Genomic DNA, 14,144 nt, shown 5'->3' on the forward strand with positions numbered 1-14,144 from the left:
CTCAACGTCGGTCCGGGGGCTCAGCCGAGCGCGGCCGGAATCGGCCTCTTGCTGGCCGCCAGCGTGCCCAGAAGCCGAAGCGCCTCGGCACTTCGGCTGTGCGGCTCCGCGCGGTAGACAATGAGCTGCTGGCCGGGCGTGCCCCGCACATCGAACGCGTGGTACGACAACGTCAGCTCGCCCACCGCGCCGTGCCGGAAAGTCTTCGCCTCGTGTGTCTTGCCCTGCACGTCGTTGCGCTCCCACAGCCGTCGGAACTCCGGGCTGGCCGCACCCACCTCCTCGGCCAGCTCCCGCGCCCGCTGGTCGTGCGGGTCATGTCCGAGGGCCAGGCGTAGGTTCGCCACACACGCCTCGGCCGCCCGCCGCCAGTCGGCGAAGAACGTGCTGCCGGCCGGATCCAGGAAGGTCATCCGGACGAGGTTGTCCGCCTCGGCGAAGTCCGCGTAGAAGACATCCGCCAGCGCGTTACGGGCCAGCAGGTCGAGTCGCAGGTCGATGACGACCGCCGGAGTGTCTGGCCAGGCGTCGAGCAGTTCCCGCAGGCCCTGCTCGACCCGGGGCCGGGCGGGCACCGGCACGCTGCCGGGCGAGACGTCGGCCAGCCGGAACAGATGGTCGCGGGCATCCGGACCGAGGTCGAGCGCACGGGCCAGGGCGTCCAGCACCGACGCTGACGGGTTGCGCTCCCGTCCCTGCTCCAGGCGGGTGTAGTAGTCGACGCTCACCCCCGCGAGCACCGCGATCTCCTCGCGTCGTAGCCCTACGACCCGTCGGTTGCCGCTGGACACGAGGTTGACGTCGTCCGGCGTCAGGCGGGCACGTCGGGCAGCGAGGAACGTCCCGAGTGCGGTTGTCGGCATGCCACCAACGGTAGCCAGGCGGCTTCGGCCCAGCCAGGGTGCGCCGCACCCCGGTTACCGCCGGCCTGGTTGTCGGTTCCGGCGTCCCCGACGGTGGGAGGACCACACCCAACCCCTATCCGGAGGTACGACGTGAGTGTCCGCATACTCGACGAGGCGGTATTGGCGAAGATCATCGGGAATACCGGTGACCTGCGCCGTCCGCTGATGTTCGTCAACGCCACCATCCACACGCTCGACCCGGTGATCGGTGACCTACCCGCCGCCGACCTGCTGCTCGGCGGCGACGTGATCGTCGGAGTCGGTCCGGGCCTGCACACCGCGGCCGAGGACGACGGTGCGATCGTCGTCGACTGCACCGGGCTGACCATCGTGCCCGCGATCGTCGACGGTGTCGCCGTCGCCGGCCTGCGCGCCCGCCCAGCCGACCGGGTCGGCACGCTCACCCCGGGGAACCCGGCCAGCTTCGCCGTGATCGCCGGCCGGGCCCCGGGCGCGTCCGCCCTGGAGATGATCGTCTGGCGGCCGGAACAGGCCGTTGCGATCGTCGTCGACGGCGAGGTTGCGCTCTTCAACGGCCGACGCCTCACGCCCGCCCCGGCCGAGCCCGATCTGCGCCTCCGGTCGATCCAGAGCCCGTACCTCGGCATGTGGATCGACGAGACCGGCTTCGTGCACCAGGAGTTGACCGCCGACGGCCGGTACGACGAGACGCGGGGCGGGCGGCCCCACGCGTACCAGGGGTCGTTCTGGATCGACGGTGACCGGATCGTCTACCGCGACGACCTGGGCTTCTGGGCGTACGGCGTATTCACCGACGGCGTGCTGCACCACGCCGGCTACACCTTCCACCGGCAGTGACCACAGGTAGCAGAGGAGACACCCACATGATGTTGTTCACCGGCGGCACCGTCGTCACGATGGAGCCGCAAATCGGCGACCTGGAACGCGGTGACGTGCTTTTACCGGAGCCGGCCGAGGCCATGATCAGATAGTTGTGCCCGGCCCCGTGCCGCTCGGCGTGCGCGGTCAGCTTCTTCACCACGTCCCACTGGTGGTAGCGGGGGAAGATCAAGGCCTTTCGGGTACGCCCGTCCGCGCCCTCTCCTGGTGCAGGCGGACGAAACGTTCCAGCAGGCCGAGCCAGTTGTCCGGCTGCCAGATCTCCGCCCACAGGTAGGAGATGGCGTATGTGCCGTAGGCGGTGGCCGGGGGGTTGCCCTTGCCACCCGATCGGCCCGGTCCGGCGCTGCCGGTGTTGAACGGCAGGAATCGGGTCTTCGCGCCGCGCAGTTGGGTGGTGGCGAAGACCAGGTCCGGGTCGACGGCGAAGTTGGCGATGACCCGACGCGAAAAGACCAGCTCGCTCGGGTCGCGCTCGGCCCGATACTGCTCCTTGGCGTGCTCGACCCCGGAACCGGTGAGCGGGTTCTTCAGCTCGGCGGTGGCGACGGGAATGCCGTTGAGGAAGAGCGTGAGATCGAGCCGGTTGCCCCGGTCGGCCTGCTTGGTCGCGTACGCCAACTCCCGGACCACGGTGAGCCGGATCTCGCGGTAGTCGGTCAGGATCGCGTCCGACTCCACGAAGGACGGCTTGAATTAGGCGAGCCGAATGCGTACGCCCTGGTCCTTGACGCCCTTGCGGAGTACGTCGAGCAGTCCTTCGGTGGAGATCGCCTGGTCGAGCCGCTTGACGAATCCGCGCTACGCCTCGTTGGGGTCACCGCCGTAGTAGGTGACCAGGTCATCCCACTCGGCGGTCTGGGTCGCCCCGATGAAGGTGAAGAGCTGGTGGCTGTCGAGCCCAAGCTCGGGGCGGTAGTCGGCGCTGTTGCCCTCGGCCCAGCCGTTGGCCAGCATCGCGGCGACGATTGTGTCACCGAAAACCAACTCGTGGTGGACGGCCATGTCGCCTCTCGTGCCGGTCCGGGTGCCGGAGCCGGACCACCGCAGAGCCTACTGATCGAAGCAGATCTAGGCGAGCGATCTTTGGTCACCTATGAGGGCTGGTAGGTTCAGCGCTTTGAGCCTTACCTTCTCCGAATGAGGACCTGCGTCATGTCGCACACCGAGAAGATCGCCGGTGAGCTGGCCGCCCTCACAGCAGGCATCGAGGCAGCTCAGGGGCGCGCAGCCGCAGCCGACCAACAGGCACAAGACGTGGCGCTACGGGCGGCCGGAGCTGGCTTTGCCGCGTTGGCGGCAGGCATGGCTCGGGTGCGCGAGGCGATCAACGCCATTCAAGGCGGCCTGAATGGTCTTGCCGGGGCAACCGGTGAAGCAATGAAGCTGGCTACTGTCGTTCCGGAGGGTGGCACTCCGCAGGAGACAATTGCCGGGCTCGCATCCGTCCAGAACGCCGTGAGTGGTCTCCATGAGATGGCAGTCGGCGTGATAGAGCAGATTAGCCAAGCCCAGCGACTCGTTGCCATGGTTCTCCAGGGCGGTCAGCCGGGACCGATGCTGTCGGCGCTGGATAACGTCAAGCAGGTGGTGGTGCTGGTGGCCCAGCGTTCCGGTGACGCCCGACAAGCCATTGAGGTGGCGACGGCTGAGGCGCGGCAGTTGGGGATCTCGGGAAACTGACAGGGGCTGGCGGCCTGCTGCCGACCAGCCCTTCCCGTGCCTCCGCAGAGCCTTCGACCTCGGCAGACTCCACTGGTGGTGTCGCTTCCCCCCGTAGGACCGGCGTAGGTATGCCATGGACCCGACGTCGGACCGGTGTCCTTGGTGGGTCGGCAACCGGGTCGCGGGCCAGAATCTCGCCAAACGACAAGCCTCCGCAACGGCGTGCTCTCGAACTGGAAAATGAATGTGCTGACAGGGTCGCCGAGCAGGGCTACCGGATCCACCAGAATCCTACGGAGCAGGAGATCAGCGAATCTCGACGCAACACGGGGGACGCTGGTGATCCTGGGCGATCTCCTGACTTCCTGATTGAGGGCCATGTTTTTGATTGTTACGCTCCCACTGCGCACAAGCCGGTGCGCGGTGTTTGGAGCGAGGTTTCCAAGAAGGTTGATGAGGGCCAGGCGCAGCGTGTGACCTTGAACCTTCAGGATTGGCAAGGCGACCTCTCCGCCCTGCAGAAGCAGTTCGATGACTGGCCCTTGTCCGACTTGAAGGAGCTCGTGGCTGTTACGCGGAGCGGCGCGATCGTGCAGATCGTCAAGCGAGACTGAGGAAGGGCGTAGAGGTGTCCATTAACTATCGACTAACGCTCGCTGGCAATATCCCCTTGGAGCAGGTGGCGGAGTTCGCTGCTCCGACCGCTGTCGAGACCTCGACATTGTCCGGCGGTCGGATGCTCAGTGCTGACCTCTCCGATCAACTCGGATATGCCGTCAGCATTACGGCGGGTAGTGGGGGCTACTACGACGCTGAGGACGACAATGGAGAGCAATGGGTGTGGGAGCCCGACCCGTATGTGGATGTGAATTTCCATATGCGCAAGGACATGCTTGCCGAGAAAGGGACGCTTAACATGATCAAGGCCGTGGGCCGCGTCTTGGCTGCTCGGCCGGAAGATGCCGCGCTCGTGCTGAACGGCAACTGGTTGATGTTGACTCGGGTTGGGGGCGAGCTGCGAAAGCACAACGTTGCCGACTGGTTCGATGAGGAATACGTAGGGATCCTTCCGGATTGAGCCCAGTTGAGATCACCAACGTAATTTCAATTCTCATGCCGTCCGCTTGTTGACGTCCGGTCTGTTGTATGCCCGGATGTAGCGGTCGAACTCCACCACTCCGGTCACTCCTGTTTCATGCACGGACGGATCGAAGTAGCGGATGCCTGCTAGGTCCAGGCCGTCGGTCACCAGATCCGACAATGTGCTGTAGGGGATGCGGGTGCTCCCGATGACCGGGAAACCCCTGTGGAACGTCGGGATCGATTTCAACACCGGCCTTGGGTCTGCGGAGTGGAACGATGGTCGCGCCCGTCCATCCTTCGAACTCCCCGAGTACGTCCTTCATGGTTACCAGCAGCTTTTGTCCGGGCTGCTTGAGAATGTCTACCTGTTGGCCCTCGGTGCCCAGACTATGGTGCGACCGTCGTCGATTAGGCGATAGTTGGAAAGGTGTTCGACATCAGTCAGGTCTTGCAGGTTGGCTGACGCCTCACGGATCTTCTGCAGCAAAAACCAGTACGCAGGTTGGCAACCATGCGGATTGCGATGAGGTCTCTGAAGCTGTATTCAATCGGCCTGGTCGAACTTGTCTCGGGAACCAGGAGCGGCGATGATCCAGACCGCCATCGGTAGAACTGGTGGACGGTCACACCGCCAAGCGCTGCGGTCAACGCCTCGGGGTACGCCACTGCCTCCACCCTCCTGAAGTAGGGGCTAGCCGAGGCCCACCTTCGTGACCTCGTCCACGCCGGGCTGTCCCTCGACGAGAGCCTTGATTGTCGCGATCTTCTCTGGTCTGACGGTATGTAGGAAGAACGCTGCAGCGGTCCATTTCTGCGAGGACTCGGATGCGGTGACGGAGACAGCTTCGTCGAAGGTCACGTACATGGTCGCGGCACTCTCGACGAGAGTCTCCTTGATCGCGGCGGCCTGCGCGTCGGTGTAATCCTGCTGTCGGCACGCGGGATTCGGTGACTGGGCGCTGCAGAGCCGGATGACAAACACAGTGGATTGCTGGTTGTCGCCGCTGCTGACGCGCTGCCAAATCAGGAACGCCCCAGCGGCGGTGGTGGCAATCAGCACCACGCACATGGCGACCACCGCAGCGATCACCTTCCCCCGAACACCTGGGCGACGCGGCGGCATGGAAGGCGGCGGTGAGGACGGTTGCCCGTACGCCTCCCCGTGCGGTGGCCCGTACGGCTGCTGGCCGTGGTCGTGCGGTGCCTGCGGCTGGGACGTGTCCATCGGCTCACGATAATTGCCAGGGATCCGCGAGTTGCTCAGCCTCGGCCACGAACTCATCGAGCTCTGCTGAGGTCAGGTGCGCCCGGGGAAGTAGGTAGCCGAGGACGAAGATCTCGATCCCGAGCATGTTTACGGCGGCAATGGGGTCGGCGAGCTCTGGCTCGCCGAGGGCGGCCCGGATCAGATGCTCCATTTCGAGAGCTGGCAGGCAGTCGAGTTCCTGGTGCGACGCCTGGGTCATCGACACGAAGGCGGCCACATCGGCTGGGGTAGCGTTGGGTCCGAAGTGCTCGTCGACCGCGAGCGCGAACACGGTACCGATGAATTGCAGGCCGCCTGTCCAACCGTCGCGGCCGAGCTGCACCGCGAAGGCGTCCGCGGCGTCCCAGTCAGCTCTGGCCAGGGCCCGAATCCGCTCGCTGAGGGAGGTTAGGTTCATGGGCGGGTCAGGCCGATGGTGGTGGCGAGGCGGGTTACGTCGGCCGTGGTGGTGCCGGTGCGGAGCACGGCGGTGAGTGCGGTACGGGCGGTGGGGCGGATGCGGGTCTCGGCGGGGGCGATGCGGTCGGCGGTGACCAGGGCTTGGCCAGCCGTGCGAGGGTTGCCGAGGTCGAGGTAGGCGCGGGTGATGTCGATCAGATGGGCGGCTCGGTGTTCGGCGGGTAGCCGTCCCCAGGCGTCGCTGCTGGTGGCGTACTGGTGGATGGTGATGGCCTGGTGGTTGTCGCCAAAGCTGGCGGCGATCAGGGCGCGGGCGAGGTCGACCACGGTGGACCCGAACGCGATGTCGCCGCTGTCGCGGTCGGGGTGGGTGTCGTGCGTGCCGGCCAGACGTGCCGCGTGGTCGGCGAGGTCACGGGCGGCGGTCGCGTCCCGGCAGGTCGCGGCCGAGAGAGCGGCTTCGACCAGCAGAGTCCCGGCCAGGGCCAGGTCGTCCGGCGCGGGCTTGTGGGATGGCGGCGGGGTGAGCTGGCGTACGGCGGTGATGCTGGCGGCCATCGCCAGCCGGCCTCGGTTGAGGGTGCGGAGCGCCTGAGCCAGTGGAATCGTCGCGAGCGCGGTGCGGATTCCCGGCGGCGGTGGCTATCGCCCGGTCGGCAGCCAGCCAGGCAAGGTTGGGCTCGCCGAGCTTGACAAGCAGGTGGGCAGCGAGCCGGTGTACCTGTACCAGCAGATCGAGGGTGTGCGCTGGGCCGGTGGTGGCTGCGAGGGTGCGGGCGTCGTGGAGTAGGTCGGGGAGCATCCGCAGCACCTGTGGGTGGTCGGCGTGCTGGTACGCCGTCCAGGCGTACGCCAGTTGGGCGGCGACTGACGGCGGCGGCTGGTGCTCGTCGACGCCGGCGCCGGGGGAGTCGTAGCAAGCCAGGGCGGCCCCCACCTGCTCCACTGCCCCGGCGACATCCTCGATTGACTTCGGCTGTCGTGCGGGGCGGGTGAGCAGGATCTCCGGGGTGACGCCGAGCGCCTCGGCGACAGCCTCGATGACCGAGAGCCGTTCGAGCTGTCGCACGCCGCGCTCGACCTTGTCGACCCAGCTTTTCGATTTGCCGATCCGGTTGGCGAAGACCTGTTGGGTCATTCCGCGCCGCGCTCGTAGCTGGGCCACTCGCCGCCCGTTGGCGACGTCTCGCTGTTGCGCTGTCGGCCTGGCCCGGTCATCGGTGGTCCACACGGTGCATGGCCTCGGTGGACTCGCCGCAGCGGGGGCACCACCGCGACTTGACCTTGAAGGCGAGGAGTCCGGGCAGGAACCCCGGCAGTAGGCCGCCGAACAGGATCGACAGGATCTCCTCGATCACGAGCGCCCACACCCCCGCCCGGTCACCGTTGACCCTCGACGATCCGGCGCAGGGCTTCGCAGCGTACGCGCAGCTGGATGCAGGGTGGGTGGTATTCGCTGGTGGGCCAGGTGCATTCGGGGGCGTGACCGGTGATCCAGACCGAGACGCTGGTGGCCGATGTGCTGTCGGTGTGCACCTTGGCGACGATCAGGGCAACGGTGCGGTCGACGTCGCAGTTGGCTTCGTCCGGGTGGTACCAGTCCTCGCTGTCGAGCCGCAGCAGGGTGCCGGGTGGGATGCACGGCAGGTCGGGTGCGGTCATCGGCTGCCTGCCTGTCCGGAGAGGATGCGCTGCTGGGCGTGGGGGAGGACCGGTCCGATCAGGGCGGTCGGAACGTCCCACGCCGGTCGGGTAGGGGTGGCGGATCGCCGGTCCTCCAGCCGATGCCGCCCGTGGTACTCCCGCCGCCGGCTCACCGCCCAGTCTCCGGTGTGAGGAGGCCGATCAGGACCGCCGACAGCAGGTTGGCGTACGGAATGTTCTCGTCGATCACGAGCACTCTCATCTTCTGGCGTGGCCGGGGGCAGGGGGTTGCCGCACCCACAACCCCCGGCCGTTCCACCGGACTTGAATCGGGTCACTGTCCGTTCGGGTGCGTCGAGTTGACCTCACCGAGGCGGTGGCGTGGGTCGGTGCGCGTGGTGCCTATCGGTGCGGATCAGTGCCGAGGGCTCCCTGTTCACGATGTGTCCGATACTGTGCGTGTGACCGGCCACTACGCATGGAGGGTCAGGGGAAGGTGACACTCAGCGGGGATGCGATCAGCCGTTTGTTGACCGAGGTGGGCTGGCAGCCCGAACAGCTTGCCCGGCGCCTCAATGAATGCGCGGAACGACATGGCCGAACAGAGCGACTGCACCTCAAGACGCCGTACAAGTGGAAGAAAGGCGACGTCCCCCGCAGTCCGTGGCCATCGTTGACCATCGCGCTGTTGTCCGAGCAGTTACGCCGAGCGGTCACTCTCGATGAGCTGGGTTGGCCTGACGACGGGTTTGAGGCTATGACCGCTTCTGCCGGCTTGGAGCTGCCCTGGTCACCAGCCGGGGCCTTGCAAGCGGCCGAGGTCGTGAACGAACCTGAAGGAATGATGCACCGACGGATGTTTCTCACTCTGCTCGGATCTGCACTGACGTCACCTGCGCACGAGTGGTTGATCACCCAGCAGCCATTAGACGTTGCGTCGACCACCGGTCGTCCGCTTTCCGGCGAGGTCGTTGACCACCTGGACGCCGTGACGGCCAGCCTCCGACGCATGGACGACCATCTCGGCAGCGGACAAACCCTAGGCCTGGTTCGCGAGCACCTGAGCATAGTCGTCGGAGTGCTGCGCAATCGTCGCTACCCGGACACCATTGGCCGCCGCCTTCACACCACCGCCGGTGAGCTGCTGCGCCTCGCCGGCTGGCTCTCATTCGACAATGGCCACCACAGTCAGGCGCAGCGGTTCTGGATCGCCGGTCTCTACCAGGCTCACACCGCTGGTGACCGTGGGCTCGGTGCGAACATTCTCGGATTCATGTCCTGCCAGGCCAAGGACCTCGGGCAACTCCGGCAAGCCGTGACCCTCGCGGAAACCGCGCGGGCGAGCTACCCGGGTACGAGTCCGAAGGTGGCGGCGATCCTCGACCTGCGGGCTGCCGAGGCGTATGCCAACAATCAGTCGGTGGCTGATGCCCGCCGTGCACTCGACAGTGCCTTCGACCGGCTCGCCGACAATCGGCCTGAGTACGGCGACCCGGACTGGGCCTACTGGATCAACGAGGCGCAGGCTCACGCGCAGGCGGGCTACTGCTACGTCAAGCTCGAAGATTGGTCACGTGCCCGAGAGCACCTACGAGCAGCGCTTCGGCTGCAGGGCAACGAGTACAGCCGTGAAGGCGCGCTGCGAAACGCCCTGCTCGCCACTACGTACGTCCGGCAAGGTCATCCCGACCTGGACAAAGCGCTTGCCCTCGGTGACCAGGCCGTCGATACCCTCACTGGCCAGGTCACTTCCGCGAGGTGCATCAAGCACGTGCGGAACCTTGTCGGCAGCCTGACCCCGTATCGACGTACTCCAACGGTCCACCGTTTCTGTCAGGACGCCAGAGACCTGATCGCCACCTGAGACGCAAACATCAGCGGTGGAGTCTGGAGGGGCATGGGTGCACTCCCTGAGGTCGCCGCGACCAGACGTGTCAAGATAGCCGATCTGCACGCCGTAGCTGCCGCCCTCTGCGTGGCCCGCACCACGCTCGACCAAGCGCGTTGGCGGCTTGCTGCGGTTGCGCACGGAGCGGAACGACAGGACGTCGTCGACGGGTCTACGTCATGGGAGCGGACGGCCGAGTGAGGTTCTGGAGAACGTACGTCGCCACAGACGAGCGGCCCACGTGCGTCGATTGGGGCAACCAGACCGAGGCAGATGGCGAGACAGCAGGTCATGACCAGTTCTCGGAGGACGATCCCTGGGGCTAGCGCTAACTGGTGTCAGTTGTTGCCGGCCTCGCGGGCGACACCGTGACCGTCAGTTAGGGAGCGCTCGTCACTCCTACGCTCTAGCCGGCCCACGTCCCGAGCGCGCCCGCATCTGCAACGGACGACAACGACGACGCTGGGGCCAGCCCGCCATGACACGCAAGCTGACCCCACCACCGCGAACGTTCCTGGTTACAGCAGAACTAGCCGCCTGTTTCCTGGCTGGTGACGAACGTGGGTGGGGCGTTGAGATTGATCTTTGCGAGGAGCTTCTGTGTCATGACGGTCAAGCCGATCGTGTTGAACGGCTTGCCGAGCGAGCGCATGAGGGAGTTCTCCGACGGCCGGTAGATGCCGTACTTGTAGGTGTACGCCCCTTCGTACGCACCGATGACACCGCCGTCTGGCGTGCTCTGTCCCAGCAGCCCGTACCACTTGGTCTTGCGGGAGGTGAGTTGGCTGGCGGTGTACCTCGTTACGTTGGGCGCGCTGGGCTCGGCCCCCGAGTAGCGGTTGTACGGCGTGTCGTACTCGTCAGCCAGGCCACCGATGGAGTGGCCCAGCTCGTGCTGGACGATCTGCCCGGATTGGGCGTTGCCGCCGGATGCGGTGGCCATGCTGCTGTAGCCGGCGCCGCCGTACTTGGTGCTGTTGCCGATGGCGACGATCATGTCGACCGCCGGGGCGTTCGCCGCGTACGACTTGGCCGTCGATTCGTTGAGGCACAGCAGGCGCTCGGTCCCGGAGCACCAGAAGTACATGCCCAGTGCCGTGTTCTTGTTGACACCCTGGTTGGGGTCGTTGTCCACACCCGATTCGGCGGAGACGACGTCCACCATCCACACGTTGAAGTAGTTCTTGTAGGTGCTGTACGGGGCGATCGTGGTGAGCGTGGCCCACTTCTCGGCGACGTGCTGGTGGTAGAGGGCGAGCTGGGACGACGTGTAGCCGTCGCCGACGAAGACGAGGTCGAACCGGTCGGCCGTGCTCCCGGTCTGCTGGAGCGCGGTGACGGTGGCAGGCGGCGGTGCTGCGGTGACACCGGCGGTCGTTGTCGGGGCGGCCTCGGCCGGGGCCGCGACCTGGCTTATCGTCCCGTCGGGCGAGAACGCTTCCAGCCAGCGGGTTCCGGCCGGGGCATCGGGTGCGGGGGCCGCCGACGCCTGAGTCGGCGATACGACGGCTGCGGCTGCCACGACGATGACTGTCACGGCGGCTAACCGGATGATCGGACGCAACGTGGGCCTCCTAGGCTCGATCGTGAACGGATGGCCGCGCGACCTGCTTCTAAATATCGAGGTGAATTCGTGACGTTCGGCAATCACGACATGCCATAACATCCGGGTGATGAACCTGGAGCTGCGTCACCTGCGGGCCCTGTGTGTCATCGCCGACACCGGGAGCATCACGAAGGCCGCAGCCACGCTGGGCGTGTCCCAGCCGGCCCTCACAGCTTTGTTGCAGCGGGTGGAACGGGAGATCGGCGGCCAGGTCTTCACGCGAGGGCGGCACGGCGTCCGGCCGACGTCGCTGGGGCAGTTCGTCCTCGTCCGCGCCCGTACGGTGCTGATGGCCATGGAGGACCTGCACCGCACCGCCGCTCGCCAGATCCGGCCGGTGACCGACACGGTTCGCCTCGGCGGACTCGCCGGCCCGGTTTCGGTTGGGCTCGCCGATCGGCTCGGCGACCATCTTCCCGATGTCGAGGTTCGACTGCACGCTGAGTATTCGCCGCGGCTGCTGTGGGAACTGCTGCAATCCGGCCGGCTGGACGCCGCCGCGATGCTCGACTATCCGGGTTTCGAGCTGCGGCCACCGCCCACTGTGCTGTGGGAGGTGATCGTGTTTGAGCCGGTCTTCGTGGCCCTGTGGGAGGGGCACCGGTTTGCCGAGCGCGACGAGGTGGATCTGGCGGATCTCGCCGACGAGCCGATGGCCCTGACCCCGTCGGACGGGGCCGGCTGGCCGGATTGTTGGCACCTGGCGTGTCAGCAGGCGGGCTTCGCTCCACGCGTGCTCTACACCATCTCCGATGCCGTTCCGATCCGGGAGATGGTCGCCACCCGCCGAGCCATCAGTCCGTGCCAGGCCGTGTTTCCGGCCAGCGACGGGGTAGTGGTGCGACCTCTCGCCGGCAACCCGATCACCCTGCGTCACCTTCTGGTGTGCCGCCGGGACGGTCCGCTGGCCGAGCACTTCGACGACCTCGTCCGGCTGGCCCGGGAGGCGTACCAGGCGTATGCCGCGCGACGCCCCGAGTATCTCAGGTGGCTACGCCGGCACGACGACGATGGATTACCGGCCATCCCAGCTTTCCATAATGCAGATCTTATGGATTCAGTCTGACCTCGGACTTTGTAGGTTATTTCGGCGTACGTCAACGAGTGGCAGCGGTCGACCTGTAGCGGGCCGACGAAGCTGCGCCAAGCATGGCGGAGCATCAGTCTTCCCTAATCGATGCGGATAGACCACAGTCGACGTCGGCACAGTCCCACTCGGCCGGCCCGGCCCACTCCTATCCGAGGAGCCTTCGTGACGCACTGGCGACGAATATCGAACTTCGCTCTCGCGCTGGCGCTCGCCAGCAGCCTGGGCGCGGCGGTCGGCTCCCGGCCTGCCGCCGCGGAAGCAACCGGCACCGCCGGCACCGCAGCGGCAGCCGGGACTGCTGAGGCAACCGGCACCGTGGCGGCAGCCAGCAGCGCTGGGGCGGACATCCGTACGCGGATCGAGGCGATTCCCGGCGTGACGGTGGTTTCCGACCGGACGGTGGCGCTGGGCTACCGGCAGTTCATCCTGACCTTTCGCCAGCCGAACGACCATCGGGACCCCGGTAGGGGCAGCTTCGCGCAGCGCATCAACCTGATGCACCTCGACGTCGATCTCCCGACGGTTCTGTATACCTCCGGTTACGGCGTCTCCACCGGGACCTCCCGGTCGGAGCCCACGCGGCTGCTCGGTGGGAACCAGATCTCACTGGAACACCGCTTCTTCGTGCCGTCCCGGCCGTCCCCGACGGACTGGCGGGATCTGAACATCTGGCAGGCCGCCAGTGACCAACACCGTGTCGTCGAAGCGTTCAAGCCCATCTACGCCAGCAAATGGATCTCGACGGGCGCCAGCAAGGGTGGCATGACCGCCGTCTACCACCGCAGGTTCTTTCCCGACGACGTCGACGGCACGGTCGCCTACGTTGCGCCCAACGACGTGGTGAACAAGGAGGACTCTGCCTACGATGCCTTCTTCGCCTCCGTAGGCACCGACCCGGTGTGCCGGGCCGACCTGAGCAACCTCCAGGCCGAGGCGCTACGGCGGCGAGGCGAGCTGGTGCCGCGCTTCGAGACGTACGCGACGACCAACGGCTTCACGTTCACCAGCATCTTCGGTACGGCCGACGTGGCGTTCGAGATGTTGGTCATGGATACCGTCTGGGCCTTCTGGCAGTACCTGGGCCAGGCCTGGTGTTCGAGTGTGCCGAAGACGGGGGCGGCGACGGACGACATCTGGGACTTCCTCGACGATGTCGCGGGCTTCACCTTCTACACCGACCAGGGCCTGACGCCGTACGCGCCGTACTACTACCAGGCTGCCACCCAGCTCGGCTCGCCCGCTCTCAAGTTCAGGCACCTCCGGGGCCTGCTGCGCTATCCCGGGGCCTACGACGCGGCGAACTGGGTGCCGCGGGACATTCCGGTGGGCCGGTTCGAACCGCAGGTGATGCGCCACGTCGACAACTGGGTCCGGCACGATGGCTCGGAGTTGATGTTTGTCTACGGCGAGCGGGACCCGTGGGGCTCCGAGCCGTTCCGGCTCGGTCCGGGCACGCGCGACTCGTTTGTGTTCAAGGCATCGGGTGCCAACCACGGTGCCAACATCGCCGGACTGACCGGGGCTGACGGCGCTGTCGCCACCGCCGCGTTGCTGCGCTGGGCCACCCCGGATTCGTCGGTCGAGTCGGGTCAGGGACCGAGCAGCCGGGCTGGAAAGCGCCTGCCGGTCCGGGGCTTCCGGACCGAACTGGATGAACGATGCGTGGCGGACGGCGATCCCCGGGCCTGCCGCCACTGACGGCAGTATCTGCCTGCTGCCAACGACGGCAGCGCCAA

Annotated in this window: 18 protein-coding genes and 1 pseudogene; 8 read left to right on the top strand and 11 right to left on the bottom strand. The window is 66.6% G+C overall.

What is annotated here, in order from left to right; all coding sequences use genetic code 11:
* Window positions 1-20 precede the first annotated feature (20 nt).
* Window positions 21-863, bottom strand: coding sequence for a helix-turn-helix transcriptional regulator (locus FHR38_RS22145; protein WP_184536477.1), 843 nt, complete (start codon window positions 861-863; stop codon window positions 21-23).
* Between the two features lie 132 nt (window positions 864-995).
* On the opposite strand from FHR38_RS22145, the gene FHR38_RS22150 reads away from it, so the two are divergent.
* Window positions 996-1,724, top strand: a complete 729-nt coding sequence (locus tag FHR38_RS22150) for an Atu4866 domain-containing protein (RefSeq protein WP_312882331.1) — start codon at window positions 996-998, stop codon at window positions 1,722-1,724.
* Window positions 1,725-1,934: 210 nt separating this feature from the next.
* Here the strand turns inward: FHR38_RS22150 and FHR38_RS31655 are convergent, their stop codons facing one another.
* Complete coding sequence (locus tag FHR38_RS31655; protein WP_221449118.1) at window positions 1,935-2,447, bottom strand: type I restriction endonuclease; 513 nt, start codon at window positions 2,445-2,447, stop codon at window positions 1,935-1,937.
* Between the two features lie 120 nt (window positions 2,448-2,567).
* Window positions 2,568-2,771, bottom strand: a complete 204-nt coding sequence (locus FHR38_RS31660; protein WP_221449119.1) for a hypothetical protein — start codon at window positions 2,769-2,771, stop codon at window positions 2,568-2,570.
* A 150-nt stretch (window positions 2,772-2,921) separates the two neighbouring features.
* On the opposite strand from FHR38_RS31660, the gene FHR38_RS22160 reads away from it, so the two are divergent.
* The 3 genes from FHR38_RS22160 (at window position 2,922) to FHR38_RS22170 (ending at window position 4,509) form a co-directional block, all read left to right on the top strand.
* Window positions 2,922-3,449 (top strand): DUF6244 family protein, encoded by a 528-nt coding sequence (locus FHR38_RS22160; protein WP_184536478.1) that lies wholly within the window; start codon window positions 2,922-2,924, stop codon window positions 3,447-3,449.
* A 173-nt stretch (window positions 3,450-3,622) separates the two neighbouring features.
* Window positions 3,623-4,045 (top strand): CdiA C-terminal domain-containing protein, encoded by a 423-nt coding sequence (locus tag FHR38_RS22165; RefSeq protein WP_312882585.1) that lies wholly within the window; start codon window positions 3,623-3,625, stop codon window positions 4,043-4,045.
* 14 nt (window positions 4,046-4,059) lie between these two features.
* Entirely contained in the window at window positions 4,060-4,509 is a 450-nt protein-coding gene (locus FHR38_RS22170) for a SitI3 family protein (RefSeq protein ID WP_184536480.1), read from the top strand.
* A 33-nt stretch (window positions 4,510-4,542) separates the two neighbouring features.
* Here FHR38_RS22170 and FHR38_RS22175 read toward each other — a convergent pair whose 3' ends face one another.
* The 4 genes from FHR38_RS22175 to FHR38_RS32410 form a co-directional block, all read right to left on the bottom strand.
* Window positions 4,543-4,764, bottom strand: coding sequence for a hypothetical protein (locus FHR38_RS22175; protein ID WP_184536481.1), 222 nt, complete (start codon window positions 4,762-4,764; stop codon window positions 4,543-4,545).
* Window positions 4,765-5,205: 441 nt separating this feature from the next.
* Complete coding sequence (locus tag FHR38_RS22180; protein WP_184536482.1) at window positions 5,206-5,739, bottom strand: hypothetical protein; 534 nt, start codon at window positions 5,737-5,739, stop codon at window positions 5,206-5,208.
* Window positions 5,740-5,743: 4 nt separating this feature from the next.
* Window positions 5,744-6,103: a hypothetical protein gene (locus FHR38_RS22185; protein WP_312882332.1), complete on the bottom strand. Its 360-nt coding sequence runs from the start codon at window positions 6,101-6,103 to the stop codon at window positions 5,744-5,746.
* Window positions 6,104-6,174: 71 nt separating this feature from the next.
* The gene (locus tag FHR38_RS32410; protein ID WP_246446686.1) at window positions 6,175-6,738 is read right to left on the bottom strand and encodes a hypothetical protein; all 564 of its coding nucleotides are present in this window, start codon (window positions 6,736-6,738) and stop codon (window positions 6,175-6,177) included.
* Window positions 6,739-6,799: 61 nt separating this feature from the next.
* Between FHR38_RS32410 and FHR38_RS32415 the strand changes: the two genes are divergently transcribed.
* A complete protein-coding gene (locus tag FHR38_RS32415) occupies window positions 6,800-6,970 on the top strand; it encodes a hypothetical protein (RefSeq protein ID WP_246446689.1) in 171 nt (56 codons plus the stop codon).
* A 219-nt stretch (window positions 6,971-7,189) separates the two neighbouring features.
* On the opposite strand, the pseudogene FHR38_RS33590 reads toward FHR38_RS32415, so the two are convergent.
* From FHR38_RS33590 to FHR38_RS22200, 3 genes and pseudogenes are all read right to left on the bottom strand, one after another.
* Window positions 7,190-7,411, bottom strand: a pseudogene (locus tag FHR38_RS33590) (helix-turn-helix domain-containing protein); the annotation flags it as partial.
* On the bottom strand, window positions 7,395-7,538 hold the full coding sequence (locus tag FHR38_RS22195) for a hypothetical protein (protein ID WP_184540511.1): 144 nt from the start codon (window positions 7,536-7,538) through the stop codon (window positions 7,395-7,397). The gene FHR38_RS22195 and the pseudogene FHR38_RS33590, both read right to left, overlap by 17 nt.
* Window positions 7,539-7,560: 22 nt before the next feature.
* Window positions 7,561-7,842: a hypothetical protein gene (locus FHR38_RS22200; protein WP_184536485.1), complete on the bottom strand. Its 282-nt coding sequence runs from the start codon at window positions 7,840-7,842 to the stop codon at window positions 7,561-7,563.
* Window positions 7,843-8,320: 478 nt separating this feature from the next.
* On the opposite strand from FHR38_RS22200, the gene FHR38_RS22205 reads away from it, so the two are divergent.
* Window positions 8,321-9,688: an NsdA family TPR-like regulatory protein gene (locus tag FHR38_RS22205; protein ID WP_312882333.1), complete on the top strand. Its 1,368-nt coding sequence runs from the start codon at window positions 8,321-8,323 to the stop codon at window positions 9,686-9,688.
* Between the two features lie 553 nt (window positions 9,689-10,241).
* Here the strand turns inward: FHR38_RS22205 and FHR38_RS22210 are convergent.
* Window positions 10,242-11,249, bottom strand: coding sequence for a M64 family metallopeptidase (locus tag FHR38_RS22210; protein WP_312882334.1), 1,008 nt, complete (start codon window positions 11,247-11,249; stop codon window positions 10,242-10,244).
* 136 nt (window positions 11,250-11,385) lie between these two features.
* Between FHR38_RS22210 and FHR38_RS22215 the strand changes: the two genes are divergently transcribed.
* Both FHR38_RS22215 and FHR38_RS22220 read left to right on the top strand, forming a co-directional pair.
* A complete protein-coding gene (locus FHR38_RS22215; RefSeq protein WP_184536487.1) occupies window positions 11,386-12,384 on the top strand; it encodes a LysR family transcriptional regulator in 999 nt (332 codons plus the stop codon).
* A gap of 186 nt (window positions 12,385-12,570) precedes the next feature.
* The gene (locus FHR38_RS22220) at window positions 12,571-14,106 is read left to right on the top strand and encodes a S28 family serine protease (protein WP_221449121.1); all 1,536 of its coding nucleotides are present in this window, start codon (window positions 12,571-12,573) and stop codon (window positions 14,104-14,106) included.
* Window positions 14,107-14,144 lie beyond the last annotated feature (38 nt).

It is taken from the genome of Micromonospora polyrhachis, from assembly GCF_014203835.1.
Classification (GTDB): Bacteria; Actinomycetota; Actinomycetes; order Mycobacteriales; family Micromonosporaceae; genus Micromonospora_H; species Micromonospora_H polyrhachis.